Origin of the sequence: Halomonas nitroreducens (assembly GCF_003966155.1) — a bacterium.
GTDB classification, from domain to species: domain Bacteria; phylum Pseudomonadota; class Gammaproteobacteria; order Pseudomonadales; family Halomonadaceae; genus Halomonas; species Halomonas nitroreducens.
This window is the reverse complement of record NZ_RXNS01000010.1, coordinates 57625-84371: the sequence shown is the minus strand read 5'-3', so window position 1 is coordinate 84371 and position 26747 is coordinate 57625. Positions and strand designations below refer to the sequence as shown.

Below are 26747 nucleotides of genomic sequence, written 5' to 3'. Positions count from 1 at the left end.
CAGGAAGACGACCCCATGAGCGAACCCGACGAGTTGATCATCGAGCCCCGTGGCGGCAAGCCCGCCGATGCCTGCGTCTTCATCCTCCATGGTCTCGGCGCCGATGGCCATGACTTCGAGCCCCTGGTGCCGGCGCTCACGCTGCCCGAGGCGGCCAGCGTGCGCTTCATCCTGCCCCATGCCCCGCGCCTGCCGGTGACCATCAATGGCGGCATGGTGATGCCGGCCTGGTACGACATCAAGGAGATGAGTCTCGACCGCCGCGTGGACGAGGCCCAGCTCAAGGACTCCGCCGTGTGCATCCAGACGCTGGTCCGCGAGCAGATCCAGCATGGCATCCCCGGCGAGCGCATCATCCTGGCCGGCTTTTCCCAGGGCGGGGCGGTAGCCTACGAGGCGGCCCTGACCTTCCCCGAGCGCCTCGGGGGCCTGCTGGCCATGTCCACCTACCTGGCCACCGCCGAGAGCCTCGAGCCGGCTCCGGCCAATCGCGACCTGCCCATCGAGATCCATCATGGTAGCCTCGACCCGGTGGTGCCCGAGGCCCTCGGCCGGGCCGCCCGCGACCGGCTCTCGGCCATGGGATACCCGGTCCACTATCGCCAGTATCCGATGGCCCATGCGGTCTGCCCTCAGCAGGTCGCCGACATCGGCCGCTGGCTGTCAGACCGACTGGCGCGTTGACGCCGAGGCTGGGAAGGGCACGGAATGGACGCATCGCGGTATGACACCACCCGGCGGCAGGGAGCCTGGCATGCCTGCCTGCGCAGCGCTCGCCCCAATTTCCTGGTGCTGGCGCCACTGTGTGCCGGATTGGCGGTGCTCACGGCTCGCCTCGAGGGGGCGCCGGTGGCCAGGCTGGACACCCTGCTGGTGTTGCTGGCCGCGCTGCTGGCCCATGCCGCGGTGAACCTCTTCAACGAGCACCATGACTTCGTCAGCGGCCTGGATGCCACCACCCGACGCACCCCCTTCTCCGGGGGCAGTGGCGCCCTGCCGGCCCAGCCGGTGGCGGCCCCGCTGGTGAAGCGCGCCGCCGTCGCCTGCCTGGCCGGGGTGGTGATCATCGGCGGCTGGTTCGTGTGGCGGTCGGGACCGTGGCTGCTGCTCTACGGCCTGCTGGGCCTTGGCCTGGTGGTGGCCTACACCGGAGTGCTGACGCAGCGTCCGCTGCTGTGCCTGCTGGCGCCGGGCCTGGGCTTCGGCACCCTGATGGTGGTGGGGGCGCACCAGGCGCTGAGCGGACACTTCTCGTCCCTGGCCATGGCCGTTTCCCTGGTGCCGACCCTGCTGGTCAGCGCGCTGCTGCTGCTCAACCAGGTGCCGGATATCGACGCCGACCGCCGAGTCGGCCGGCGTCACCTGGCGATCCTGCTGGGCCGGCGGCGGGCCGTGCGGCTGGCGGGCGTCCTGGTGCTGGCGGCCTTCCTGGTGGTGCCGGCCGGGGGCGCGGTGGGCCTCCTGCCGGCGACTGCCTGGCTGACCTGGCTGCTGTTGCCGGCGGTCGCCTGGCTGGTGCGCGGCCTGTGGCGGCTGAACGATGACGACGAGGCGGCGCTCGTGCCCTGGCTGGGGGCCAACGTGGCTGTCCAGCTCGGCACCCTGGCGCTGCTCAATCTGGGACTCTGGCTGGCCGGCTGAACCCGACCCCGTGGCGGCTCGACGGCGGCCCGGCAGCGGGGCATCATGAAGGTTCGATGATGTCCCCATGGCTATCCAGGATCCCAGCATGCCCCAGTCTCCCTTTGCCGACCTTCCCGACACCACCGGACACTTCGGTCGCTTCGGCGGCCAGCGCATTCCCGCCGAGCTCAAGCGGGTGATGGACGAGATCGACGCCGCCTACGAGGAGATCCGCGTCCGCGAGGACTTTCGCCAGGAACTCGCCGACCTGTTCGCCGACTACGTGGGGCGTCCCAGCCCGATCTTCCATGCCCGGCGGTTGTCCGAGCAGCTGGGCGGCGCCCAGATCCACCTCAAGCGCGAGGACCTCAACCATACCGGCGCCCACAAGATCAATCACTGCCTGGGCGAGGCGCTGCTGGCCAAGTTCATGGGCAAGACCAAGGTGATCGCCGAGACCGGCGCCGGCCAGCATGGGGTGGCACTCGCCACCGCCTGCGCCCTGGTGGGCATCCCCTGCGAGATCCACATGGGCCAGGTGGACATCGAGAAGGAGCACCCCAACGTCACCAAGATGAAGATCCTCGGCGCTGATCTGGTGGCGGTGACCCGGGGCACGGCGACCCTCAAGGACGCCGTGGACAGCGCCTTCGAGGAATACCTCAAGGACCCGCAGCAGTATATCTATGCCATCGGCTCGGTGGTGGGGCCGCATCCCTTCCCCAAGATGGTCCGCGACTTCCAGTCGATCATCGGCCGCGAGGCCCGGGAGCAGTTCCAGGCCCGCCATGGCCGCCTGCCCGATCATGTGGCCGCCTGCGTCGGCGGCGGGTCCAATGCCATCGGCATGTTCACCGCCTTTCTCGAGGACGACGAGGTCCGCCTGGTGGGGATCGAGCCGGCTGGCGAGGGCCTGGATACGCCGCGCCACTCGGCGACCCTGACGCTGGGCAAGCCCGGCGAGATCCACGGCATGGCCTGCTATGTGCTCGAGGATGCCGAGGGCCAGCCCATGCCGGTGCACTCCATCGCCTCGGGGCTCGATTACCCGGGAGTGGGGCCCCAGCACAGCTACCTCAAGGAGCAGGGACGCGTCGACTACGTCAGCGCCACCGACGACGAGTGTCTGGAGGCCTTCCTGACCCTGTCACGGGTCGAGGGCATCATCCCGGCCCTGGAGAGCGCCCATGCCGTGGCCTGGGCCATGCGCACGGCACCGACCCTGTCCGCCGACCAGCACATCCTCGTCAATCTGTCAGGACGAGGCGACAAGGATGCCGACTACGTGGCCGCACGACTGGGCCTGTAGGCCCTTTGTCGGTGATCGGGCGTGTGCCCCGGCAACGACTGGGCTAGGGTAGAGCGATAGCGGCACCATTCCCTGTTGATGCGGAGACCCCAAGGATGCGGGGCATGTCATGGATTCCGGACAAGTGGCGTCGTCGACGAACCCCGCCGGGCGCCAGCCTGCCCGAGCGGCTCTACGCGCATTTTCCGGGCGCGGTGATGCTGCTGGATGCCCATGGAGTGGTTCTCGATGCCAACCCGTCGGTGGCGCAAGCCACGGGGCATGCCCCCGCGTCGTTGGTGGGGCAACGCGTTACCATCCTGGACGAACAGCCGCTGCGCGGCCCCGTGTCCCGGGCACTGGCTGAATGCGTCCAGCAGCGCAGCGCCTGGCGTGGCCTGTTGCATTGCCGCCATGCCGACGGTCACCGGCTCTACCTGGATACCCTTGTCCAGCCCCTGGTCGAGGGGCCCCACGACACCCTTCGTCTGCTGCTCATCCAGCACGATGTCGGTCCGCTGCTCGAACCGGCCATCGCCGACCGGGCGAGGCTCGGCCGGCTGGAAGCGGTCGTGGCCGGCTTGCCGGGCGTGGTCTTCCAGCTGCACCAGGCCCCGCGGGGGGCGCTGTCCTTCGGCTACCTGAGCGAGGGGCTCAGCGCACTGTGCGGCCTGACCCCTGACGCCGTGATGGCTTCCCCCTCACGGTTGCTCGACCGGCTGGTCGGCGATGATCGCGAGGCCCTGAGCAATGCCCTGGCCCAGTCATCGGTGAGCCTCGAGCCGTTGCAGCTGGCCTTTCGCATCGAGGTTGCCGATGGCGTGCGCTGGCTGGAGGCTACGGCGAGCGCGCGGCGCGAGTCCAAGGGGGGCACGCTCTGGGAGGGATGGCTGCAGGATGTCACCCGGCGCAAGGAGGCGGAGCGGCGTACCGAGCACCTGATCAGCACCGACATGCTGACTGGCCTGCTCAACCGGCGGGCTTTCTTCGCCAATGGCGAGGCGGTGCTGGCCCATGCCGCCCGTCATGGTCGCCGGGTACCGGTGGCTATGGTCGACCTCGATCACTTCAAGGTGCTCAATGACACCCACGGCCATGCCGCTGGCGACGTCGCCCTGCAGCGCTTCGCCACGATCTGCCGTGACAGCCTGCGGCCCTATGACCTGATCGGCCGCGTCGGCGGCGAGGAATTCGCGCTCATGCTGGTGGATAGCGAGCCGGAGGAGGCCTGCAGCGTGCTGGAGCGCCTGCGACAGGCCGTGGCGGACAGCGAGCTGGTGCTGGGCGGCGAGACGCTGCATTTCACGGTCAGCCTGGGCATGGCCTTCCTCGCGCCCGGCGGCGATCTCGGCGAGGCGTTGAGCCGGGCCGACCGAGCGCTCTACCGGGCCAAGCGGGCGGGCCGCAACCGCATCGTCGGTCCCGAGGCGGTGACCTGAGGCACTGACTGGCCAGGTCGCTGTCCCATGGGGCAGCATACTGTCATCACTACCCTGCAAAAGGAGACGCCGATGTCACTCTCCGAGGATTTCCGCCTGCCAGTGGCGTGCCCGAACTGCGGTAGCCACCTGATGCGGGTCTCCAGCGTCAAGAACCCCGACGACCAGGTGCACTGCGCCTCCTGCCAGCGCTTCGTCTGCCTCTATCACGAGGCCCAGACGGTGCTCCACCACGGGCCTGGCAGCAAGAGCGAGGCCTTGATCGAGAAGGCGGTGAATCGCGGCCCCTGAGGGCGAAGAGTCGGGCGGGCCGACGCCGGTGGCGTCGGCCCGCCGCGTTCAGAGCAGCTCCTCGCCAGCCAGCGCCAGGCGCGAGCGCTCCACGCTCTGGAGGGTGACATGGCCGGCATGGGGCCAGTCGCGGAAGTGTTGCACCACCGCCGCCATGCCGCAGGTGTTGGCGGTGAGGTAGGGCGTGTCGATCTGTCCCACGTTGCCCAGGCAAACGATCTTGGTGTTGCGTCCGGCCCGGGTGATCAGGGACTTGAGCTGCTTGGGCGTGAAGTTCTGGGCCTCGTCGATGATCAGGAAGGTGTCGTTGAGGGTCCGGCCGCGCATGAAGCCGGGGGCGCGGATCTGCACCCTCGAGCCGAGCAGCTGCCGCGTGGCCTCCTGGTTCCAGGTGGAACTGCCGTCATGCTCGTCGCGCAGCAGGTTGTCCATGTTGTCATGGAAGGCGCCCATCCAGGGCGACATCTTCTCTTCCTCGGTGCCGGGCAGGTAGCCGATGTCCTCGCTCATGGAGATCGGGGCCCGGGTGAAGACCACGCGCTCGAAGCGCTTGCCGTCCAGCGTCTGCTGGAACGCCGCGGCCAGGGTCATGAAGGTCTTGCCGGTGCCCGCGCTGCCGGCGATGGTCACCAGGTCGATGTCGTCGTCCATCAGCAGGTTGAGAGTGAAGTTCTGGCGGCTGTCATGGGCATGCACGCCCCACACGCTGGCGCCATGGCGGTAGTTGGTCAGTAGCTCCAGATGGGCATGGTGTGGGCCCAGGTCGCGGACCACCGCCTCGAAACTCGCCTCATCGTCGCTGTCCGACACCAGCATGCCCAGGTGCCAGTCCGTGGGGATATCGCCGGTCAGGCGGTAGATCACGCGGCTGTCCTCGCGCTTCACCTTGACCTCGGTCTTGAGCGTCTCCCACAGGCCGTTGCCGTCGTGGCCCGCCTCGGGATAGACCCGGGCGCCGCCGAGCATGGCATCACTGTCGTCGAAGGCGCGATCGGTGAGGTAGTCCTCCACCGGCACACCGAGGGCCGCGGCCTTGACCCTCAGGTTGATGTCCTTGGTCACCAGGACCACCGAGGCGTCGGGGCGCTCGTCGCGCAGCCGGCAGGTCTCGGCGAGCAGGCGGTTGTCGGGGCTGTCCTCCAGGTTGTCCGGGACCGAGAGGTTGTCGTAGCACAGCAGGCGCAGCCGACCCTCGGGGCCGGTAAGCCGGCTGATGGGGATGCCATCGTGGATCTGGCCGATGTCGACGTTGGCGGTGAGGTCCGAGAGGGTCCGGCTGACCTGCCGGGCGGTGCGGGCGATTTCGCGAATGCCGTTCTTGTGCTTGTCGAGCTCCTCGAGCACGGTCATGGGAATGACCACTTCGTGCTCATCGAACTGATAGAGGGCGGCGGGATCATGGATCAGGACGTTGGTGTCCAGCACGTAAAGCCGGGTGGCCTTCTTGTCGATGCGTACCATCGGCGCAGCTCTCCTGATTGTCACCGGATCGACGTCAGAGATGACGCCTCGATGTCGACACTGTCAGCGCGGGATGTCAGTTCCGTGACAGGGCGCGACGTGCCGGTCTGACGGTCTTGTGGTGATCACCTCCCGTTGTCATATGACCGCAATACTTGCCACTTGGCTTCCAGCATGGCCCATCTTTGCCGCTGTGCACAATTTCCGCCCTCAACGCTGCGGCGGTTGCCTGCCGCCCGACCGGGAGCCGTGCGGCGTGCTCGCCCGGCATGGCCGGGGCGTCGTCGGGCTCCGACGATTGGAACACGCCAATGGCTGTTTTAGGGTGGGCAGGGAGGCACGGGGCGCCGATTGGAGGAAGAGCGACATGAGCGAGTCCGATCTGGGCTTGATGGATGCGACACGTCTCGAGTCACTGTTCCGGTCGCGCGAGGCCTCGCCACTGGAGGCCACGCGGGCAGCGCTCGAGCGCATCGAGCGCTTCAATGACAAGGTAAATGCCTACGTCCACGTGGATCACGAAGGCGCCGAGGCGGCAGCCAAGGCCTCGGCTCGTCGCTGGGGGCAGGGCACGCCGCTGAGCCCCATCGACGGGATGCCGGTGTCGCTCAAGGACCTGACCGAGGTCGCCGGCATGCCCTGTCGCGAGGGGTCGCTCACCGTCCCGGACACGCCCTGTGACAATGATGCGCCGCCCGCCCGCATGTTGCGAGAGGCGGGGGCGGTCATCCTGGGCAAGACCAATACCCCGGAGTTCGGCTGGAAGGCGGTCACCGACAATCGGGTGTTTGGCGCCACCACCAATCCCTGGGACACGCGGCTGACGCCCGGCGGCTCGTCGGGCGGTGCCGCCGTGGCCGCCGCCCTGAATCTGGGGGTTCTCCACCAGGGCGGCGATTCCGGTGGCTCGATCCGCATCCCGGCGGCCTTCACCGGCGTCTTCGGCTTCAAGCCCACCTTCGGTTGGACGCCGCAGTGGCCGCCCGCCAAGGAGCCGACGCTCTCCCACCTGGGCCCCCTGACCCGTAACGTGCGCGATGCCGTCAGCATGCTCAATGTCATGGGCCGCTATGACTATCGCGACCCCTATGCCACCCGGGGGCAGCCGGACGACTGGGGGGAGGATCTCGACAAGGGCCTGCGGGGGCTGCGCATCGCCTACTCCCCCACCCTGGGCTACGCCCGGGTCGATCGCCAGATCGCCGACCGGGTGGCCGAGGCCGCACGCAAGCTCGAAGATCTGGGCGCCGAAATCGTGGAGATCCATCCCGGCTTCGCCTCGCCTCTGGATGTCTTCAAGAAGCTGTGGTTCACGGCATCGCTGGAACAATGGTCGCGGCTCGATGAGCACCAGCGCGAACGCCTGGACCCCGGCCTGGTGGCCAATGCCCGGGAGGCGCAGGACTGGACGGCCGTCGAGCTGTTTCGCGCCTTGGCCGAGCGGGCGCTCCTGACCCAGCGACTCGAGCACTTCAACCAGGAGTACCACCTGTTGATGACGCCGGCCGTGCCCATCTCGCCGTTCGAGATCAACCAGCAGGTGCCCCCCGGCAGCGGCATGAAGGACTGGGAAGACTGGGCGCCGTTCTCCTATCCCTTCAACCTCAGCCAGCAGCCCGCGGCCTCGGTGCCCTGCGGATTCACCGATGCCGGCCTCCCGGTGGGCTTCCAGCTGGCCGGCGGCAAGTTCGATGATTGCCGGGTGCTGAGGGCCTGTCACGCCTTCATGGCGGCCCATCCGCCGCGCTTTCCCACGGTGCCGGATCCGTCCCAGCCCGCCTGAGTCGCCACTGGCCACCGTCCGCACACCGTTCGAGGAGCTCCCGCATGATCGTGCGCACCCGCGAAGACGCCGAGAACAACGCCATCGACGAGGAGAAGTTCATCAGCCGTCGTTACACGTTGCGTGCCGACGGGATGGGCCATTCCTTCCACGAGACCTATATCAAGCCGGGCCAGGAATTGCACATCTGGTACCGGAATCACCGCGAGACGGTGCTCTGCCTGGAGGGGAAGGGCACCATCGAGGACCTCACCGAAGGCGGCCGCTGGACGCTGACCCCCGGCGTGCTCTATGCCCTGGACAAGCACCAGCAGCATGTCCTCAGCAGCGACGAGGGGATGACCGTGCTCTGCGTCTTCACACCGTCGCTGGTCGGCCCCGAGGATCACGACGAGCAGGGCAGCTACCCGCTGTACGACGACGACGGCAGCGTGCTCAGCCGCTGACCGGCACGCCATGCCGCCGCCGGGCGGCGGGGAGGCCCTGCCGACGCGCGCCCGCCCCCGGCATGCGAGGGGGCGGGCACGTGGCGGACGGCGGCCGAGGGCGGGGTCACGCCCGGAGCATCACCTGGTCGCCCTTGAAGCAGACCGCCCAGCAGCGCAGCCGTACTGCCTCGTCTTCCAGGCACTGGCCGTCGTCGAGCCGGAAATGCTGCTTGTAGATCGGGGAGGCCACCACCGGCGCCCCCGAGAGGTCGCCGACGATGCCCCGGGCGATGACGTTGGCGCCCGAGAAGGGATCGTGATGGTCCACGGCATAGAGCTCGGTGGCATGGCCGGGCAGGTAGAACAGGGCCACCTGGGCCGGTCCCTCGGGCGTCTCGATCCAGGCGGCGACGCCGGAGAAGGCGACCAGGTCGGCCTTGGTGCACAGGGGTTGCCAGGTCTGGGTCATGGTCGTAGCTTCTGCGGTTGCGGTGGACATGGGCAAGTTCCTCTCATTTCTCGTTCGCCAGGGAGCTTGTGGGGACCAATTCCCGATGATCGGGAGTGAACAAGCTTCCCCGCAAAGGTATCGGGAAATCGGCGAGCGAGATGAAGCGCTAGGCGCGCGGCGCACCGAAGGCGAGACATAACGGGTTGTTAGGCGAGCCTTCGGGGTGCCGCGCAACGACGCGATTCGCTCGCGCAGCCATTTCCTTTAGGCGGGCAGGAGCTGGCCGCGCTCCTCCGTCACGATAATGTCCGGATCGGGGCGCGCGTCGTTGACGAAGCTGCGGAAGCGCTTGAGCTTCTCGGGGTCGTTGATGGCGCCCGCCCACTCGCACTCGTAGTTGTCGATGACGGTCTGCATCTGCGCCTCGAGTTCGTCGCCGATCCCCAGGCTGTCCTCCAGCACCACCGCCTTGAGGTAGTCCAGGCCGCCCTCGAGGTTCTCGCGCCATACCGAGGTGCGCTGCAGGCGGTCGGCGGTGCGCACGTAGAACATCAGGAAGCGGTCGACGGCGCGGATCAGCTGCGCGTCGTCGAGGTCGGTGGCCAGCAGCTCGGCGTGGCGCGGGCGCATGCCGCCGTTGCCGCACACGTAGAGGTTCCAGCCATGCTCGGTGGCGATCACCCCGACATCCTTGCTCTGGGCCTCGGCGCACTCGCGGGTGCAGCCGGAGACCGCGAACTTGAGCTTGTGGGGCGAGCGCAGGCCCTTGTAGCGGTGCTCCAGCTGGATGGCCATGCCCACGCTGTCCTGCACCCCGTAGCGGCACCAGGTGCTGCCCACGCAGGACTTCACGGTACGCACCGACTTGCCGTAGGCGTGACCGGTCTCGAAGCCGGCCTCGATCAGCGCGCCCCAGATGTCGGGCAGGTCCTCGAGGCGGGCGCCGAACAGGTCGATGCGCTGGCCGCCGGTGATCTTGGTGTAGAGGCCGTACTGCTGGGCCACCTCGCCGAGCACCACCAGCTTGTCCGGGGTGATCTCGCCGCCGGGGACACGCGGCACCACCGAGTAGGTGCCGTTCTTCTGCATGTTGGCCATGAAGGTGTCGTTGGTATCCTGCAGCGGGATATGCGCGGCGTCGGTGATCGGCTCGTTGAAGCAGGACGCCAGGATCGAGGCCACCGCCGGCTTGCAGATGTCGCAGCCCAGGCCCTGGCCGTGCTTGCCGATCAGCTCGCCGAAGGTCTTGATGCCCTCGACGCGGACGATGTCGAAGAGCTCCTGGCGGGTGTGGGCGAAGTGCTCGCAGATCGACCGGTCGACCTCCACGCCGCGGGCTTCCAATTCGTGGTCGACCACGCTCTTGAGCAGGGCCGCGCAGCCACCACAGCCGGTGCTGGCCCTGGTCTCGGCCTTGACGCTGCCCAGGTCGGTGGCACCGGCATCGAGGGTCGCGCAGATCGATCCCTTGGTGACGTTGTGACAGGAACAGATGGTCGCGCCCTCGGGCAGGGCATCGGCGCCCAGGGTCGGCGCCCCCTCGGTGGAGGGCAGGATCAGTGCCGCCGGGTCTTCAGGCAGTTCCAGGCCGTTGCTGTAGTACTGCATCAGGGTGTCGTAGTAGGCGTTGTCACCCACCAGCATGGCGCCGAGCAGCTTCCTGCCGTCGCTGGAGACCACCAGCTTGCGGTATTCCTGCTTGATCTCGTCGAGGTAGCGGAACATCCGCGCGCCGGGGTTCTGGTTGCCGTGGGCATCGCCGATAGCGCCCACGTCGACGCCGAGCAGCTTGAGCTTGGTGCTCATGTCGGCGCCCGCGAAGGTCAACTCGCCGCCCAGCAGGGTGTCGGCGGCCGCCTTGGCCATCTGGTAGCCGGGGGCCACCAGGCCGAAGATGCTGTCGTTCCACAGCGCCACCTCGCCGATGGCCAGGATCGCCGGGTCACTGGTCAGGCAGCGGTCGTCGATCACCACGCCGCCGCGCTCGCCCATCTCCAGGGCGGCCTCCCGGGCCAGCTCGTCGCGGGGACGGATGCCGGCGGAGAACACGATCAGGTCGGTCTCCAGTACCTTGTCGTCCTGGAAGACCATGCGGTGGAAGCTGGCCTGGCCATCCTCGATGTGCTGGGTGGCGCGGCCGGTGAGTACCTGGACCCCCAGCGCCTCGATCTTCTCGCGCAGCAGCTCGCCCCCCTCGGTGTCGACCTGCATCGGCATCAGCCTAGGTGCGAACTCGACCACGGCGGTGTCGAGGTCGAGCCCGCGCAGGGCGTTGGCCGCCTCCAGGCCCAGCAGGCCGCCGCCGACCACCACGCCGGTGGTGGCGTTCTCGGCCGCGGCGCGGATGGCGTCCAGGTCGTCCAGGGTACGGTAGACCAGGCAGTTCTCGCGGTCGTTGCCGGGGATCGGCGGCACGAACGGGTAGGAGCCGGTGGCCAGCACGACCCGGTCGTAGGCGTAGCGGCCCTGGTCGGTCACCACCTCGCCCTTGTCGCGATCGAGCGCGGTCACCGCCTCGTGGAGACGCAGCTCGATGCCGTGCTCGGCATAGAAGTCGGCGTGGCACATGGCCAGGGACTGGGCGTCGCGACCGGCGAAGTACTCGGACAGGTGGACGCGATCATAGGCGCGGTGACGCTCCTCGCCGAAGACCGTGATGCGGTACTGCGCGGTGGCGCCACGTTCGACGAGCTGTTCGACCAGATGGTGGCCGACCATGCCGTTACCGATGATGATCAGGTGTTGTGCTTCGGACTGGGGCGTGTTCATGCGGCCTCCTTCTCGGGGCTGTCGGTGTCTTTGAGCGGGCTCTCTTGCTCGGCAAGCAGGGCCTCGACATCGGCCTGGCCGAGGGCCAGGGCCTGGCGGGCGGCATCGAGCCGGGTGCCGGCCCGGGCCTGGGTGAACAGCCAGGGCCCCATGGCGGTATCGCCATACAGCACGGCGCCCTCCAGGCGGCCATCGCGCAGCAGCAGGCGGCGGTATTCGCCCTGCTGCGGATCGTGATAGGTCAGCGCCTCGTGGCCCGGCGCGGCCTCGGTGGGGCCGAAGGCATACAGCGACACGCCGCCGACCTTGAGCTTGGTCGCGGTCGGGGCGTCGGCGAAGCCCGCCGTCGCTTCCCCGGACAGGTGACGGGCCAGCACCTCGACCTGCTGCCAGATCGGCTCCACCAGCCCGAAGGTGCGGGGCCCGACCTGGCAGCATTCGCCCAGCGCATGGATGGCCGGGTCGGAGGTGGTCAGCCAGGCATCGACCCGGATGGCGCGGTCACAGGCCAGGCCGGCCTCCCGGCCGAGCTCGGCATTGGGCGTGATGCCGGCGGCAATGACCACGCGCTCGGCGGGCAGTCGCTCCCCGGTGGCCAGGCGCGCCGCGACGACATGGCCGCGTCCGTCGTCCTCCAGGGCGGCCAGTTCGACGCCGGTGGCGATCTCCAGCCCGCGGCCCTCCAGTTCGCGTTGCAGCAGCATCGCGGCGGTGGCGTCGAGTTGACGGTTCATCAGACGGTCGCTGCGCTGGAGCACGCGGACCTGCATGCCGCGCTGGCGCAGGCCCTCGGCGGCCTCGAGCCCCAGCAGGCCGCCGCCGACCACCAGGCCGCGGCCGCCGCGCTCGGCGGCCTCGGCCAGGGCCTCGGCGTCGTCCAGGTCACGGAAGCCGCTGACCCCGGCCAACTCGATCCCCGGCACGGGGGGCAGGGCGGTTCGCGAGCCCGTGGCCAGCACCAGCCGGTCATAGGCGATGGCCTCGCCACCCTCGGTCAGGATCCGGCGCCGGTCCCGGTCGATGCGGGTCACCCGCTCGCCGAGGCGCGTGCTCAGGGTGATGCCGGCCCGGTCGGCGATCTCGGGCAGGCGCAGGTCGTCATGGGTCATCTCGCCCGCGAGCCAGGGGGAAAGCAGGATGCGGTTGTAGGCCGGGCAGCGTTCCTCGCCGACCACGGTAATGCGGCGCGGCGCATTGACCTGGCGAACGAGCGTCTCGACGAGGCGCTGGGTGGCCATGCCGTTGCCGACAATCACCAGGTGCTCAATAGGATGCTGTGTCGTGATGGACCCGGTAAGGGCATCGGGGCACATGTCGAAACCTCCTGAAACGCAAAAAGACGCCTCCGCACCCCCTGGCAGCGGGAGCGCTGAGACGTCTTCGTCTGGAATTCGGTGTGCGATCGCCGTTGACCGCGAGGGAGGGGCCGGGGCCCGCTCCTGTCATCCTGCCCTTTCAATAATCAGGCCAGGTGGCGGTTAATTCCTTTTAAAGCAGTCGCTTGAAGATTCCTGAGAGGGCGGCAGCGGCCTTGCCGCCACCCCTTGGGCGTGCCTTATGCACGGTCCTGGTGCGTGGTGGCATCGAAATGCACGGGGCTGTAACAGGCCGACAGCCGCTCTGGGGCCAGCCGGCCGCCCTGGGCGCGCAGCGCCTGGTCGATATGGTTGGCCATGGGGGCCATGGCTTCGGCGGAGGGGCGCAGGTCGCCATCGAGCCGTTGCCGTATCGGCTCCGTGCCGGGGGCCAGCGTCTCGAGGTGGCTGACGGCCCGGTCCAGGTAGGGCGGCAGGGCCAGCCAGTCGCGTGCCTGGCGGGCATGCTCGGGCGAGGCAGCGAGCCAGTCGGCGGCCCCGGCCAGGGCACGGAGCAGGGCGGCGAGGGTCTCGGGATGGCGCTCGGCCCAGGTCGCGGTGACCCCGAGCACCTTCTCGGGATGGTCCGGCCAGAGCTGGGCGCCGCTGGCGACGATGCGACCGCCTCCCCGGTGCTGGGCCAGGCTACCCCAGGGCTCGCCGACACAGAAGCCGTCGATGCGCCCTTCCTCCAGGGCCTCGGCCATGCGGGGCGGCGGCAGGACCACCAGCTTGACCTCGTGGTCGGCGTCGATGCCGCCGAGGGCCAGCCATTCGCGCAGCTGGTAATGCTGGCACGAGAAGGGATGGACCATGGCCAGGCAGGGCGGCGGTCCGCCCCGGTGGCGCAGCCGACGGGCGAAGTCGCGGGCGCTGACGGCGGGGGCCGTGGCGCTTCCCTCCGGGGCGGGGGCATCCGGCAAGGGCATGCCCTCGCTCCAGCGCTTCGACAGCACCAGGGTGTTGCCGTTGCGCCCCAGCACCAGCGGGGCCAGGGTCTCGCAGGCGGCGCCGGAGATGCCCAGGCTCATGGCCAGAGGCAGCGGAGCCAGCATGTGGGCGCCATCCAGCAAGCCGGCGGCGAGCTTGTCGCGCAGGGTCGACCAGGCATTCTCGCGTGACAGCGCGACGTCGAGCCCCTCGGCGGCGAAGAAGCCGCCCTCGCGGGCGATGATCGGCAGGGCGGCATCCAGCAGGGGGATGAAGCCCAGCGTCAGGCGCTCGAGGTCGGCGGTGCGACTCGCGGTCATAGGCCTTTCTCCAGTCGTTCGAGAATATCGATCACGTTGGCGGCCACCTCTCCGATGCGCTGGCCGCGGTCCATGGCCAGCTTGCGCAGCATGCGGTAGGCCTGTTCCTCGTCGCAGTCCTGGTGCTTCATCAGCAGCCCCTTGGCGCGCTCGATGCGCTTGCGGTCGGCCAGCTGGCCGCGGGCCTTGTCGAGTTCGCTGCGCATCGACTGAAAGGAGGCGAAGCGGGCGATGGCGACCTCGAGGATCGCCTTGACCCGGCTGGGTACCAGGCCGTCCACCACATAGGCGCTGACACCGGCCTCCAGGGCGGCCTGCATGGTGTCGGGCTCATGCTGGTCGGCGAAGAACACCACCGGGCGGGGGTTCTCGCGATTGAGCAGGGACATGCTGTCGAGGGTGTCGCGATCGGGGGACTCCATGTCGATGATCACCACGTCGGGGGCGTGGCGTGCGACCATCTCGTTGAGGCTGGCCGGGCTCTGCAGGCGGCAGACGACCTCATGGCCCTCCTGGGCGAGGGCCTCCTCGACCATGGCGGCGCGCACGATCTCGTCATCGACCAGCAGGATCTTCAAGGGCTGGGGCATAGGGCGTGGCTCGTTGCATCGGTCGTTTGCAGGAGGCAATGCAAGATACATTCCAGGCGCCGCGAGGCGGGAAGGTTCGGCGCCGCAGGCCGGCTTCGTCGTCATCGCCAGCGTCCGCCGGGGGATTGTTGCACCGCAGCGGTGCGGGATGGGGCGCCGGCGGTCCCGCCTGGTGCAGGCTGGCGCGGATATGCGTCGGCCGCCGGTCGGGATGCCCTGCCACGGCGGGGGATGGCGCTTGTTGGCACGTGGCTTGCTTGATGCTGGACAATCATTCCCGGGCCGCCACGACGGTGGCCCCAGGCAACGACGCCCACCGCCGCGCTGGCCATCAGCATGGCGGTGGGCGTCGTCGTTGGGACCCACGATCGAGGAGTGCGTTATGGATCAGGCGCGAACCACTTGCCCCTACTGCGGTGTCGGCTGCGGCGTGCTGGCCGACATCGACGACGGCCGCATGGTCGGCGTCGAGGGCGACGCCACGCATCCGGCCAACTTCGGCCGCCTGTGCGTCAAGGGCTCGGCATTGCACGAGACCCTGGGCGAGCAGGGGCGTCTGACGCGCCCCCGGGTGGACGGGGTCGAGGTCGACTGGTCCACCGCCCTGTCGACCGTGGCCCGGCGCCTCGGCGACGTCCGGAGCGACCACGGCGACCAGGCGGTGGCCGGCTACCTGTCCGGGCAGTTGCTCACCGAGGACTACTACGTCGCCAACAAGCTGTTCAAGGGCTTTCTCGGCACACCCCACCTGGATACCAACTCCCGGCTGTGCATGGCCTCGGCAGTGGCCGCCTACAAGCGCTCGCTGGGGGCCGATGCCGTGCCCTGCTGCTACGAGGACCTGGAAGAGGCCGAGCTGGTGGTGCTGGTGGGCTCGAACCTGGCCTGGAACCATCCGGTGCTGTTCCAGCGCCTGCGGGTGGCCAAGACCCGCAACCCCCTGCTGCGCGTGGTGGTCATCGACCCGCGGGTCACCGACACCTGCGAACTGGCCGACCTCTACCTGGGGCTCAAGCCCGGCAGCGATGCCCGGCTGTTCAACGGCCTGCTGGCCTGGATGGCCGAGCGGGGCAAGCTCGACCGGGTGTATCTCGAGCGCCATACCCGGGGCCTCGACGAGGCCCTGGACGCGGCCCGGGAGGACGAGACGTCCATCGAGGCGATCGCCACCGACTGCGATATCGACCCGGAGCGCCTCGAGACCTTCTTCTACTGGTTCGCCAGCCAGCTGCACGTGGTGACTCTCTATTCCCAGGGCATCAACCAGTCGAGCAGCGGCACCGACAAGTGCCAGGCGATCCTCAACTGCCACCTGGGCGGGGGCAAGATCGGCCTGCCCGGCGCCGGCCCCTTCTCCATCACCGGGCAGCCCAACGCCATGGGCGGCCGCGAGGTGGGCGGCCTGGCCAACCAGCTGGCCGCCCACATGGACTACGACTCGCCGGGAGCGATCGACCGGGTGACGCGCTTCTGGCGCACCGAGCACCTGGTGCCGACCCTGCCCGAGGGCCCCGGGCACAAGGCGGTAGCCCTGTTCGAGGCCATCGAGCGGGGCGAGATCCGGGCCCTGTGGATCATGGCCACCAACCCGGTGGTCAGCCTGCCGGACGCCGACCGGGTGCGGGCGGCCCTGGCCAAGTGCCCGCTGGTGATCGTCTCCGAATGCATGGCCGACACCGACCTGCTGCCCTATGCCGATATCGTCCTGCCGGCCACGTCCTGGTCCGAGAAGGACGGCACCGTGACCAATTCCGAGCGGCGTATCTCCCGCCAGCGGGGGCTGCTGCCTCCGCCCGGGGAGGCGCGCCACGACTGGTGGATCATCAGCGAGGTCGCCCGGCGGCTGGGCTACGGCGAGGCCTTCGCCTATGCCCATCCCGGCGAGATCTTCGCCGAGCACGCGCGCCTGTCCGGCTTCGAGAACGCCGGCGAGCGCGTCTTCGACATCTCGGCGCTGGCGGCGCTGGATCGCCAGGGCTACGACGCCCTGGCGCCGATCCAGTGGCCGGTGACCGCCGCCGCCCCGCGCGGCACCGCTCGGCTGTTCGAGGACGGTCGCTTCGCCACCGCCGACGGGCGCGCCCGGCTGCTGCCGGTGCGGCCGCGGGGGCCCGTCCAGGCGCTCGACGCGGCGCATCCGCTGCGGCTCAACACCGGACGCGTGCGCGACCAGTGGCACACCATGACCCGCACCGCCCGGTCGCCACGGCTGATGAACCACCGGGCCGAACCCTTCATCGAGATCGCCCCGGAAGACGCCCGGGCGCTGGGGCTCGGCGACCAGCAGCTGGCACGCGTGACCAGCGCCACCGGCGAGTATCGCGGCCGGCTGCGGCTGTCGCGGGGGCAGCGGCGCGGCGAGGTGTTCGTGCCCATCCACTGGACCGATCGCTTCTCGGCCCGGGCCCTGGCCGGCCGCCTGCTCGCGGCCCATGTCGACCCGCTGTCCGGCCAGCCCGAGGCCAAGCATGGCGCGGTGGCGGTGACGCCGCTGGCCGCGGCCTGCGAGGCCACCCTGGTGGTGGCGGGGGATCTCGCCGTCGCCGGGACCGTGCGCGAGAGCGCCGACTACTGGACGCGGATCCCGCTGGCCCATGCCGATCGCTGGCAGCTGGCCTGGGACGAGGGCGAGGCGGGCCTGGCGCGCCTCACCGAGAGCCTGCCGGTGCCGGCCTCGCTGTGGTGCGACGATCCCGCCACCGGCCGCTGGCGGGCGGCCGGCCTCGAGGACGGCCGCTTGCGCTGGTGGCTGATGGTGGGGCCGCCCGCCGAGCTGCCGGGCCTGGCCTGGCTCGATGTGCGTTTCGCCGAGGCGGCCGAGGGCCGGTCCCTGGCCAGCGAGCGCCGCCGGCGGCTGCTGGCCGGCTGCGATGACGGCGCCGCCGACAGCGGGCCGCTGGTCTGCAGCTGCCACCAGGTGGGCCAGGCCGCCATCGTCGCCGCCATCCGCGCCGGCGATGCCAGCGTCGAGGCGCTGGGTGCGCGACTCGCCTGCGGCACCCAGTGCGGCAGTTGTATCCCCGAACTCAAGTCCCTGATCGAAGAGGAGGGTGCTCATGCGCGTTCTGAGCAGAAGCCTGAAACAGTGCAAGTGGCCTGACGCCTTGGGTGGCCTGGCTCGGTTGGGGATGGGCGCCACCCGCTTCCTGGCCGAGCTGAAGGGGCCCGGGGCGGACGGCAGCGAACCGAGCCTGCCGCTGCGCGGCGAGTGCCGCCGTGGCAGTGTCTATCTGGTGGGTGCCGGCAGCGGCGATGTGGAGCTGCTGACGCTCAAGGCGGCGCGGTTGCTTACGCAGGCCGATGCCGTGGTCTATGACCGCCTGGTCGGCGACGAGGTGCTGGCGCTGGTGCCCGCCGGCCGCGAGCGCTACTACGTGGGCAAGGCCAGCGGCCATCACAGCGTGCCCCAGGCCGAGATCGGTGCCCTGCTGGTCAAGCTGGCCAGCGAAGGCAAGTCGGTGGTGCGCCTCAAGGGCGGCGATCCCGGGGTGTTCGGGCGCATGGGCGAGGAGCTCGCCGCGCTCGCCGAGGCCGCCGTGCCGGCCGAGATCGTCCCCGGCATCACCGCCGCCTCGGCGGCCTGTGCGTCCATGGGTATCCCGCTCACCGACCGTGGCCACGCCCAGCAGCTGCGCTTCATCACCGCCCAGCTGTGTCGGACGGAGGGAACGCCCGATTGGGCCGCGCTCGCCCGCCGCGACGAGACCCTGGTGTTCTACATGGGCCTGGCCAAGGTCGCGGCCATCTGCGCCGGCCTGCGTGGCGCCGGCCTGCCCGACGACTGGCCGATCATGCTGGTGGCCAACGCCAGCCTGCCCGACCAGGCGGCGCTCACCGGCACCCTGGCCGATATGCCGGGCAAGCTCGCCGCCGAGCCGCTGCCGTCGCCGTGCCTGATCGTGGTGGGCAGCGTGGTGAGCATGACCCAGACCCAGACCAGCCCAGCCCGGCGGCGGCGACGGGGCATCACGACCTTTCATACTTAAAAAATGAAGGTATTGGAAGTATCAATCAAGGCGACCGATGATGAAGTTACGGGATCTCTCACTTCATTGCCCGTATTTCCACGAGGGCCTCACGACCGTCCGGGAAGCCGTGGGATCCTGAATGTCTCCCGCGGCAGCACCGGGGCCGGCGGTCGAGGTGCACGGTAAAGGAGGGCGCCCATCATGTTTGACACCGAGCAGTTCATCGCCGATTGTCGCAGCGCGCTTGCCGCCGACGAATCCCCCCGGTTGGTGCGCGAAGTGGTCACGAGAGCGGTTTCCGATCCGGCCGCCATTCTCAAGGAACTCGGGGAGCCGAAGCGCGGTGGGCTCCACGCGCTCTATCACTCGGAGGATCTGACCATCATCAACATGGTGTGGGCGCCTTACATGACGCTCATGCCGCACGATCATCGAATGTGGGCGGTGATCGGCATCTATACCGGTCGCGAAGACAATATCTTCTGGCGGCGGATTTCACGCCGGAACGGGCACATCGAGGCAGTGGGCGCCGAGGCACTGGCGGCTGGTAACGCCGTGCCGCTGAAGTCGGACATCATCCATTCGGTGACCAACCCGATTCCTCGTTTGACCGCGGCGATTCATATCTACGGAGGCGACTTCTTTGCCGCAGAGCGCAGCGAATGGGATCCGGAAACGCTCGATGAGCAGCGCTGGACTCCCGAGCACGCCATGCGTCGGTTCGAGGAATCCAATTGGATCATCGATCATCTCGGGGTCGATGCCGCCTGATGTCATCAGACTGGCCCCTTGCTCGACGGCAAGGCGGCGTTCCTCGACCACGGCATCGAGAGGCAGCGGCGGCCTGCGCCGGCATGGGCATTCCGCTGACCGACCGCGGCCCCGCCCAGCGGCTGCGCTGTATCACCGCGCAACCGTGTCGGACGGAGGGAACGCCCGATTGGCCTCGTCCGTTCAGTCGTTGTCGTTGAGGGTGGCATCCAGGGTCAGCAGCGCCGCCTGCCAGGAGGCGGCATCGGCAGCGGCATTGTAGGCCAGCGGCAGGTCGTGCTGCGCGGCGAACGCATCGGCCTCGGGATTCGTGAAGCCGTGCTGGGCCCCGGGATAGTTGGTCACCTTGACGTCGGCACCCTGGCCCGTGAGCGCCTCGGCCATCGCCACCAGGTCCTCGCGGGCGACGAAGCCGTCCTCGGCGCCGTTGTGGATGCGCACGCTGCCGGCGAAGGCCTGGGGCATGTTCACCGCCACCGTGGGGACCCCGTGGAAGCTGATGGCGGCCTCGAGCGGCATGCCGGAGAGTGCCATGTTCATCACCACGCTGCCGCCGAAGCAGTAGCCGATTGCCGCCATGCCGCCATCGGCCACCGCCGGGTGCTCGCCCAGCCGGGCCATCGCCGCCTCGAGCCTGGCGCGTGCCGCCGGCCAGTCCTGCATCACCCGACTGGAGAATTCCTGGGCTTCGCCGGGGTGGCCGGCCAACTGGCCATTGCCATACATGTCCACCGCCAGGGCCACGAAGCCCAGTGCCGCCAGCTGATCGGCCCGGGCGCGAGCATAGCTATCCAGTCCCCACCATTCGTGCACCACCAGGACCGCGGGTTGCGGCCGGTCGATATTGGCGTTGCGCGCCAGGTAGCCCTCGTAGCTGGTGCCGCCGGTGGCATACTCGAAGACCTCGCCGACCACGCGTGGCCCGGACTGGATCGTGACCGGCTCGTCGCCGGGCGAGGACTCGGTCTGCGCCTGGACGCCCGCCGCGCCCGCCATCAGGCCCGCGGCCAGGCATACCAGGGTGAATAGGTGTCGCATCAGGGGTCTCCTTGCCTGTGATCGGGGGGCATCCTCGACGTCGCTCGCCTTCGCTCATTCATGCTTTCTTAATATAGCCAGCCTGGAAGGCGGGTGTAACCCGTTGCGGTCAAGGAAGTCGTGGCGCGGTCGCGGGGCGGGTACGACCCGAGGCCCTCTCCGCGGGGGCAAGGGGCCGTCGGTGGGGGAGGCATGTCGTGCCCGGGACCGCCGATGTCGCGTGCCGCTCAGTCCTTGCGCGCCTCGAACGCCTCGAAGACCTCGCGGCCGGTCAGGTCGCGGGTGGCGTTGGCGAAGTGGTACCAGGGCGGCTTCTCGTCGATGAAGATCTGGGTATCGAAGGTCCAGGCTTCCCCGTCATCGACCAGCCCCGCCGGCACGGCATAATGCTCGCCGGTTCTCAGGCGATAGAAGAGGTGGGTGCCGCAGTGGCGGCAGAAGGCGCGTTCGGCCCAGTCCGAGGAGGCGAACACGGTCACGCTGTTCTCGCCCTCGATCTCGACGCGGGAGACCGACTCCAGGGCCAGCAGCGGTCCGCCGCCCCAGGTGCGACACATCCGGCAATGGCAGGCCCCGATGTTCTGCCGGTCGGCCTGTACCGCCAGGGTCACGGCGCCGCACAGGCAGCTGCCGCGCAGGGTCATGGCATCGTGCATGGTCGTCTCCTCGGTGCGGGCCGTGGCGCCTCAGTCCTTGAGTTGGGCGAGGATGGTGTCGGCGCTGCTGGCCTCGATCACTCCTTTCTGGGTGTCGACGCCGAGGTATTCGACCACGCCGTCGTTGGCGATCAGCGCAAAGCGCTTGCTGCGGGTGCCCATGCCGCCGGCGCTGGCGTCCATCTCCAGGCCGAGGGCTCGGGTGAACTCGGCGTTGCCATCGGCCAGCATGGTGAAGCGCCCGGCGTTCTGGTCCTTCTGCCAGGCATCCATCACGAAGGCATCGTTCACCGCCAGGCAACCGATGGCATCGGCGCCCGCGTCGAGGATGTCGTCGGCGCGGACCACGAAGCCCGGCATGTGGGTGTTGGAACAGCCCGGGGTGAAGGCGCCGGGGACGGCGAACAGCACCACCCGGCGGCCGGCGAAGAAGTCGCCGGTGGACAGGTCCTTCGGCCCCTCGGGGCCATTGGTCTTGATGGTGATGTCGGGAAGGCGGTCACCGATGGCGATCGTCATGGCTTGGCTCCTGTGGTCGTAGGGGATCGTAGGGGGATCGTAGGGAAAACGGTGGCGTCAGTCATCACTCAGGGGCGGCGTGGGGCGCACCAGGATCTCGTTGACGTCCACGTGCTCGGGCTGGCCGACCGCGTAGAGCACCGCCTCGGCGATGTCCCTGTCGTGCAGGGCATGCTCGGGGGGCTCGTCGAAGAACGGCGTATCGACCATGCCGGGCTCGATCAGGGTCACGCGAATGCCGCTGCCACGCAACTCCTCGCGCAGGTTGTAGCCGAGGCCGGTCACCGCCCACTTGGTGGCCCCGTACATGGAGCCGGGAATGGTGGCGCGGCCGGCGGCAGACCCGGTGAGCAGCACATGGCCGCGGCTATGGCGCAGAGCCGGCAGGGTGGCCTGCACGGTGAGGCCAACGCCATAGATATTGGTGAGGATCATGTCGCGCCAGGCCGTATGGTCGGCACCGCTGAAGCCGCCGGGTGAGCCGCCCCGGCCGGCATTGGCGAAGACCACATCGAGACGGCCGAAACGCTCCAGCGCCTGTTCCACCATGGTTTGCTGGGCGGCCATGTCGGTCACGTCCATGCCGACGGCCAGCACGTTCTCGGGACCGAGCTCCTCGGCGAGGCCGGTGAGGCGTGCCTCGGAGCGGGCCGCCAGTACCAGCTTGTAGCCCTCCCGGGACGCGGCCCGGGCGGTGGCCGCGCCGATTCCGCTGGATGCCCCCGTGATCAGGAAGACGCGGTTCACCATGCCCATCTCCTTTGCCAGGTCCCTTCCAGCTTCCAGCATGGCCAGAACCGCGGCTGCCTGCAAACGCGAACGCCACCGACGCGTCGAGGCGACGGTGGCATGGCGAGTGGTGGGGGCCTTCCAGGCCCCCTCGAGCCGTGGCTCAGCGCAACGACAGGGCCGCGGAGGGCTGCGTGCCGGCCGCCTCCTGATAGGCGGCATTCTCCTCGGCCTCGACCTCGGGAGAGAAGCGCACCAGCAGGGCGCACAGCGAAGCGATGATCACCGCCACCCCGAGGTAGAACAGGCCTTCCTGGTAGGTGAGGGCCTCGGAGCGGAACAGGAAGCCGGCGGCCACGGCCCCGGCGTTGCCGCCGGCGCCGACGATGCCGGCCACGGCGCCCAGCGCCTTCTTGTTGATGAAGGGCACGACACCGAAGGTGGCACCCTCGGCCATCTGCACGAAGAGGCTGAACACCAGCATGATGCCGATGGCCAGCGCCAGGACGTGCATCTGCGAGAAGAACATCAGCGCGACGCCCTCGCAGAGCATGGCGATGAACAGCCAGCGCACCCGGCCCTTGAGGCCCGAGTTGCGGGCGAAGAGATCGGAGAAGATGCCGCCCAGGGTGCGCGCGAAGAGGTTCATCAGGCCGAACAGGCCAGCGATCATGCCGGCGGTGGCCAGGCTGAGCTCGAAATGGTCGAAGTAGTAGATGGCGGCGATGTTGTTGATGGTCAGTTCGACGCCGAAGCAGGCGGCATAGACCACGAACAGGGCCCAGACACGGATGTCCTTGGCGGCGGCGGCGAAGCTCGCGCCCATGCCGTGCTCACCGTCGGCCGCGGGCAGTTCACCGCGGGCGCGCAGTGCGTCGAAGTTCCCGTTGGGGGCATCCTGGGTGAAGAAGTAGTAGGCGATACCGGTCAGGAACAGCACGATACCGGGCACCACCATGGCCAGGCGCCAGCCGAGGGCCTCGTTGACGCCAAGCATCAGGATGCCGGAGAAGATCAGCGGCATCAGGATCTGGGTGGTGCCACCGCCCAGGTTGCCCCAGCCGGCCGAGGTGGCATTCGCGGTACCCACCACGTTGGGGGCGAACATCACCGAGGTGTGGTACTGGGTGATCACGAAGGAGGCACCGATGGCGCCGATGGCCAGGCGAGCCAGGAAGAAGGACTCGAAGCTGTCGGCGAAGCCGATACACATCACCGGCACGGAGCCCAGGCACAGCAGCCAGGTATAGGCGCGGCGCGGGCCGATCCTGTCGCACAGCACGCCGATGGCCAGGCGCACGATCACGGTGATGGCCACCGAGGCGATGATGGTGTTGCCGATCTGGGTCTTGGTCAGGCCGAGGTCGTCACGCACCACCGCCATCAGGGGAGCGATACCGAACCAGCCGAAGAAGCAGATATGAAAGGCGAACCAGGAGAAGTGGAAGGCGCGCATCTGCGGCATCTTCCAGTTGAACAGACGTATCCTGTTGGCCTTGTTATGGATTTCCATGGGGCATACCTCGTCGAATGACGTTCGAACACACGATCTTGGGCCTTCGCCGTTGAAGGTCGGGTCCGACGCACTCGTACCCCGATTGGGCCTGGTCCACGTCCGGCACTCTCTGACAATGACCATGCATATGCATTGCCATTTAAAAAAAGTTATAATATTTTCAGTTGGTTATTGTATGGCCGGTGAGGCGGGCGGGGTGTCGGCAGAGAGGGGATGGTGCAAGGCAGCAAGATCTGGCGGGGCCATGCCCCGCCATGGTGCCTCACTGCATGGCGAGGCGACGGTCGTCGCGGGGGCAGTTCAGGAAGGCCGATTGGCGGAGCCACTCGGGGTCGGGGTAGTAGGTGAACAGGTACTGGCTGTCCTTGATGCTGTCGATCAGCGGCACGGCAATCTCTGAGCGCACCGCCGGGCAGCCATGGCTGCGCCCCAGGCGGCCGGTACGCTGGATAAAGGACTCGCTGACATAGTCGGCACCGTGGATGACGATGGCCCGTTCGAAGGCCAGGTCGTTGACGCCGGGCTCCAGGCCCTCCAGGCGCAGCGAGTAGCCGTTGCTGCCCTGATAGCTGTTCATCGTGCGAAACAATCCCAGGCTGGACTGGTGGCTATCGGGGGTGTTGGAGAAGTCGCTCGCCGTGGCGTCACCTGAGCCCTGGCCGTGGGAGACCAGCTCGCGGAACAGCAGTCGCTGACGGCGCAGGTCGAAGACCCACAGGCGCTCCTCGGTGGAGGGCAGGGAGAAGTCGATCACCGCCAGGCGCTCGGCCTCGGGATCGGCACAGTGCAGGGCCCGGGCCGCCAGGCGCAGTACCTCGGGATCGGCGTTGGGCGCGAGCCGGGTCAGGCGCTGGGCCAGCGGGGAGGAGGGGGCTACGGCCGGGGTATGGGCCTGGGCGAGGAAGTTCCCCGACAGGGCGGGGGGCGTCAGGGTCATCAGGGCGACGGCCAGCAGGGGGCCCGTCGCTCGGCGAAGCGAACGCAGCGATGGCATGCGGAGTCCCACAGTTATTGGCTTGCTCGAATCGGGTTGGCGCATGAACGCCCGGCGATGGTCAGGAAGTCGCTGGCTCGAGGCGCGTATCAAGAGGATCGCGGCCAGGCAGACCATTCCCGACCATCAGGCGGCAGGAGGCGGTCTCATGCGAACAGCGGGCACTCTAACACGGAGGCTAGGCCGTTGGAGTATGGCATTTTTGGTCCTTGTGGCTCCCTTGGGCGTCTTCGCGGATGGGACGGGAGTGGCTGCCAAGCCGCTGCGGCCCTTCCCCATGGACGACGTCGGCCTGGCCCAGCCGCTGCCGGTTCCCCTGGAGGACGCCCTCCGCGCCTCGCCGCCGCGTGTCTCGGCCTTGTATGTGCGCCGTGGGGGCGAATTGGCCTGGCAGGATCGGGACAAGGTGGCCGCGCTGGTCGACCTGCTGCATGCCCTGGACGACGAGGGCCTGACGCCGGCGGACTATCGCCCCGCCCGGCTGGAACGCGAGGCGGGTGACGCCCTCGATGCGAGCGTCGATGAGGCGGCTCGGGCCCGCTTCGATGTGCTGGCCAGTGACACCCTGCTCCGCGCCCTGACGCATCTGCAGCGCGGCCGGCTCGATCCCGGCGAGGTCTACCCGGGCTGGGAGATCCCGGTGCCGCCGCCCGAGCTGGATCTGATGGCCATCACCCGGGCCCTGAAGGCCGGCGAGGTCCAGAGAGTGCTGGCCATGGCGCGGCCTGCCACCGACGGCTACGATGCCCTGCGTCGCTCGCTGGCGCGCTATCGCAACATCGTCCGCCTGGGTGGCTGGCCACTGCTGCCGGTGCGCGACACCGCCCTCAGACCCGGCGACGTCGACGCGGACGTGGCCCTGCTGCGCCGGCGCCTGGCGGCGATCGGCGAGCTGGAAGTCATGGCCGCGGACGTGGCGCATTACCCGGATGTTGCCCTGGAGGCCCCGGCGCCGCATCACTACGATGCTGAGCTGGTCGAGGCAGTGCGCCGCTTCCAGCGGCGCCACATGCTCGATGACGATGGTATTGTCGGCCCCCGTACCCGGGCGGCGCTCAATGTCCCGGCCGCCCAGCGCCTGGCGACGATCCGCGCCAACCTCGAGCGGGCGCGCTGGTTGTCGGGGACCTTGCCCGACCATCGCGTGACGGTGGATGTCCCCGGCCAGTGGCTGCGCTACCGACGCCCCGACGGCGAGACCTGGCGGACGCGCATCATCGTCGGCCAGCCCGGCCGGCCAACCCCGGTGCTGCATTCCTCGATCACCCACCTGACCCTCAACCCCACCTGGACCGTGCCGCCGACCATTCTGCGCGAGGACATCTTGCCCCAGCTGCGTCGCGATCCCGGCTACCTGGCGGCCCACGAGATGGTGGCTCTCACCCCCCAGGGACAGAGGCTGGATCCCTGGCGCATCGACTGGTGGCGGCCCGGAGCCGTGATGCTGCGCCAGCGGGCCGGCCCCGCCAATCCCCTGGGCCAGCTGGTGTTGCGCTTCCCCAACGACCACCTGGTCTACCTCCACGACACGCCCTCCCGGCAACTCTTCCGGCGGCCGCAGCGGGCGCTGAGCTCCGGGTGCATCCGCGTCGAGGGCGTCATCGAGCTGGCCCGGATGCTGTTCGAGGACACCGGCACGTCCCGGGATCTCATGGACCTGATCGCCGGCGGCGAGACCCGCAACGTGTCGCTGGCCCGACCGGTGCCCCTGGCCCTGCACTACTGGACGGCCCGGGTGGAGCAGGGCAGCCTGCCGAGCTTCCGGCCGGACATCTACGACCGCGACGATCCCCTGATCGCCGCCCTGGACCGGCCGGTGGTGCGCTAG

At 69.0% G+C, this 26747-nt stretch carries 23 protein-coding genes and 1 pseudogene; 12 read left to right on the top strand and 12 right to left on the bottom strand.

Features of this window, described 5'->3' with window-relative positions; translation table 11 throughout:
• Window positions 1–15: 15 nt before the first annotated feature.
• From EKG36_RS11555 to EKG36_RS11535, 5 genes are all read left to right on the top strand, one after another.
• On the top strand, window positions 16–684 hold the full coding sequence (locus EKG36_RS11555; RefSeq protein ID WP_126484216.1) for an alpha/beta hydrolase: 669 nt from the start codon (window positions 16–18) through the stop codon (window positions 682–684).
• Window positions 685–708: 24 nt separating this feature from the next.
• Window positions 709–1641: a prenyltransferase gene (locus EKG36_RS11550; protein WP_126484213.1), complete on the top strand. Its 933-nt coding sequence runs from the start codon at window positions 709–711 to the stop codon at window positions 1639–1641.
• Window positions 1642–1729: 88 nt separating this feature from the next.
• Window positions 1730–2932 (top strand): tryptophan synthase subunit beta, encoded by a 1203-nt coding sequence (gene trpB, locus EKG36_RS11545; protein ID WP_126484211.1) that lies wholly within the window; start codon window positions 1730–1732, stop codon window positions 2930–2932.
• Window positions 2933–3036: 104 nt separating this feature from the next.
• Window positions 3037–4350, top strand: coding sequence for a sensor domain-containing diguanylate cyclase (locus EKG36_RS11540; RefSeq protein ID WP_185827543.1), 1314 nt, complete (start codon window positions 3037–3039; stop codon window positions 4348–4350).
• 72 nt (window positions 4351–4422) lie between these two features.
• Window positions 4423–4641 (top strand): hypothetical protein, encoded by a 219-nt coding sequence (locus EKG36_RS11535; protein WP_126484207.1) that lies wholly within the window; start codon window positions 4423–4425, stop codon window positions 4639–4641.
• A gap of 48 nt (window positions 4642–4689) precedes the next feature.
• Here EKG36_RS11535 and EKG36_RS11530 read toward each other — a convergent pair whose 3' ends face one another.
• Complete coding sequence (locus EKG36_RS11530; protein WP_126484205.1) at window positions 4690–6102, bottom strand: PhoH family protein; 1413 nt, start codon at window positions 6100–6102, stop codon at window positions 4690–4692.
• 367 nt (window positions 6103–6469) lie between these two features.
• On the opposite strand from EKG36_RS11530, the gene EKG36_RS11525 reads away from it, so the two are divergent.
• Both EKG36_RS11525 and EKG36_RS11520 read left to right on the top strand, forming a co-directional pair.
• Window positions 6470–7885 (top strand): amidase, encoded by a 1416-nt coding sequence (locus EKG36_RS11525; protein WP_126484203.1) that lies wholly within the window; start codon window positions 6470–6472, stop codon window positions 7883–7885.
• A 44-nt stretch (window positions 7886–7929) separates the two neighbouring features.
• A complete protein-coding gene (locus EKG36_RS11520) occupies window positions 7930–8331 on the top strand; it encodes an ectoine synthase (RefSeq protein WP_126484200.1) in 402 nt (133 codons plus the stop codon).
• Between the two features lie 106 nt (window positions 8332–8437).
• Here EKG36_RS11520 and nirD read toward each other — a convergent pair whose 3' ends face one another.
• From nirD to EKG36_RS11495, 5 genes are all read right to left on the bottom strand, one after another.
• The gene (gene nirD / locus EKG36_RS11515; RefSeq protein WP_126484198.1) at window positions 8438–8812 is read right to left on the bottom strand and encodes a nitrite reductase small subunit NirD; all 375 of its coding nucleotides are present in this window, start codon (window positions 8810–8812) and stop codon (window positions 8438–8440) included.
• Window positions 8813–9028: 216 nt separating this feature from the next.
• Window positions 9029–11533 carry a nitrite reductase large subunit NirB gene (gene nirB / locus EKG36_RS11510; protein WP_126484196.1) on the bottom strand — a complete coding sequence of 835 codons (2505 nt, stop codon included), beginning with the start codon at window positions 11531–11533 and terminating at the stop codon, window positions 9029–9031.
• Entirely contained in the window at window positions 11530–12846 is a 1317-nt protein-coding gene (locus tag EKG36_RS11505) for an NAD(P)/FAD-dependent oxidoreductase (protein WP_126484194.1), read from the bottom strand. The genes nirB and EKG36_RS11505 overlap by 4 nt, the downstream gene beginning before the upstream one ends.
• A gap of 242 nt (window positions 12847–13088) precedes the next feature.
• The gene (locus EKG36_RS11500) at window positions 13089–14138 is read right to left on the bottom strand and encodes a CmpA/NrtA family ABC transporter substrate-binding protein (RefSeq protein WP_126484192.1); all 1050 of its coding nucleotides are present in this window, start codon (window positions 14136–14138) and stop codon (window positions 13089–13091) included.
• Complete coding sequence (locus EKG36_RS11495; RefSeq protein ID WP_126484190.1) at window positions 14135–14728, bottom strand: ANTAR domain-containing response regulator; 594 nt, start codon at window positions 14726–14728, stop codon at window positions 14135–14137. Before EKG36_RS11495 ends, EKG36_RS11500 begins: the two co-directional genes overlap by 4 nt.
• Window positions 14729–15110: 382 nt before the next feature.
• Between EKG36_RS11495 and EKG36_RS11490 the strand changes: the two genes are divergently transcribed.
• The 4 genes and pseudogenes from EKG36_RS11490 to EKG36_RS20795 form a co-directional block, all read left to right on the top strand.
• Entirely contained in the window at window positions 15111–17828 is a 2718-nt protein-coding gene (locus EKG36_RS11490) for a nitrate reductase (RefSeq protein ID WP_126484188.1), read from the top strand.
• Entirely contained in the window at window positions 17785–18714 is a 930-nt protein-coding gene (gene cobA, locus EKG36_RS11485; RefSeq protein ID WP_126484186.1) for a uroporphyrinogen-III C-methyltransferase, read from the top strand. Before EKG36_RS11490 ends, cobA begins: the two co-directional genes overlap by 44 nt.
• 183 nt (window positions 18715–18897) lie before the next feature.
• A complete protein-coding gene (locus tag EKG36_RS11480) occupies window positions 18898–19467 on the top strand; it encodes a cysteine dioxygenase family protein (RefSeq protein WP_126484184.1) in 570 nt (189 codons plus the stop codon).
• 62 nt (window positions 19468–19529) lie between these two features.
• A pseudogene (locus EKG36_RS20795) lies at window positions 19530–19640 on the top strand (uroporphyrinogen-III C-methyltransferase); the annotation flags it as partial.
• A 10-nt stretch (window positions 19641–19650) separates the two neighbouring features.
• On the opposite strand, the gene EKG36_RS11470 reads toward EKG36_RS20795, so the two are convergent.
• The 6 genes from EKG36_RS11470 to EKG36_RS11445 all read right to left on the bottom strand — a co-directional run bounded on the left by EKG36_RS11470 (window position 19651) and on the right by EKG36_RS11445 (window position 24919).
• Window positions 19651–20505: a dienelactone hydrolase family protein gene (locus EKG36_RS11470; RefSeq protein WP_126484182.1), complete on the bottom strand. Its 855-nt coding sequence runs from the start codon at window positions 20503–20505 to the stop codon at window positions 19651–19653.
• Window positions 20506–20732: 227 nt separating this feature from the next.
• Window positions 20733–21161 carry a GFA family protein gene (locus EKG36_RS11465; RefSeq protein ID WP_126484180.1) on the bottom strand — a complete coding sequence of 143 codons (429 nt, stop codon included), beginning with the start codon at window positions 21159–21161 and terminating at the stop codon, window positions 20733–20735.
• A gap of 30 nt (window positions 21162–21191) precedes the next feature.
• Window positions 21192–21680, bottom strand: a complete 489-nt coding sequence (locus tag EKG36_RS11460; RefSeq protein WP_126484178.1) for a peroxiredoxin — start codon at window positions 21678–21680, stop codon at window positions 21192–21194.
• Window positions 21681–21737: 57 nt separating this feature from the next.
• Window positions 21738–22430 carry an SDR family oxidoreductase gene (locus EKG36_RS11455; RefSeq protein WP_126484176.1) on the bottom strand — a complete coding sequence of 231 codons (693 nt, stop codon included), beginning with the start codon at window positions 22428–22430 and terminating at the stop codon, window positions 21738–21740.
• A 142-nt stretch (window positions 22431–22572) separates the two neighbouring features.
• Window positions 22573–23922, bottom strand: coding sequence for an MFS transporter (locus EKG36_RS11450; RefSeq protein WP_126484174.1), 1350 nt, complete (start codon window positions 23920–23922; stop codon window positions 22573–22575).
• 265 nt (window positions 23923–24187) lie between these two features.
• The gene (locus EKG36_RS11445; protein WP_126484172.1) at window positions 24188–24919 is read right to left on the bottom strand and encodes a murein L,D-transpeptidase catalytic domain family protein; all 732 of its coding nucleotides are present in this window, start codon (window positions 24917–24919) and stop codon (window positions 24188–24190) included.
• A gap of 247 nt (window positions 24920–25166) precedes the next feature.
• On the opposite strand from EKG36_RS11445, the gene EKG36_RS11440 reads away from it, so the two are divergent.
• Window positions 25167–26747 (top strand): L,D-transpeptidase family protein, encoded by a 1581-nt coding sequence (locus EKG36_RS11440; RefSeq protein WP_246007495.1) that lies wholly within the window; start codon window positions 25167–25169, stop codon window positions 26745–26747.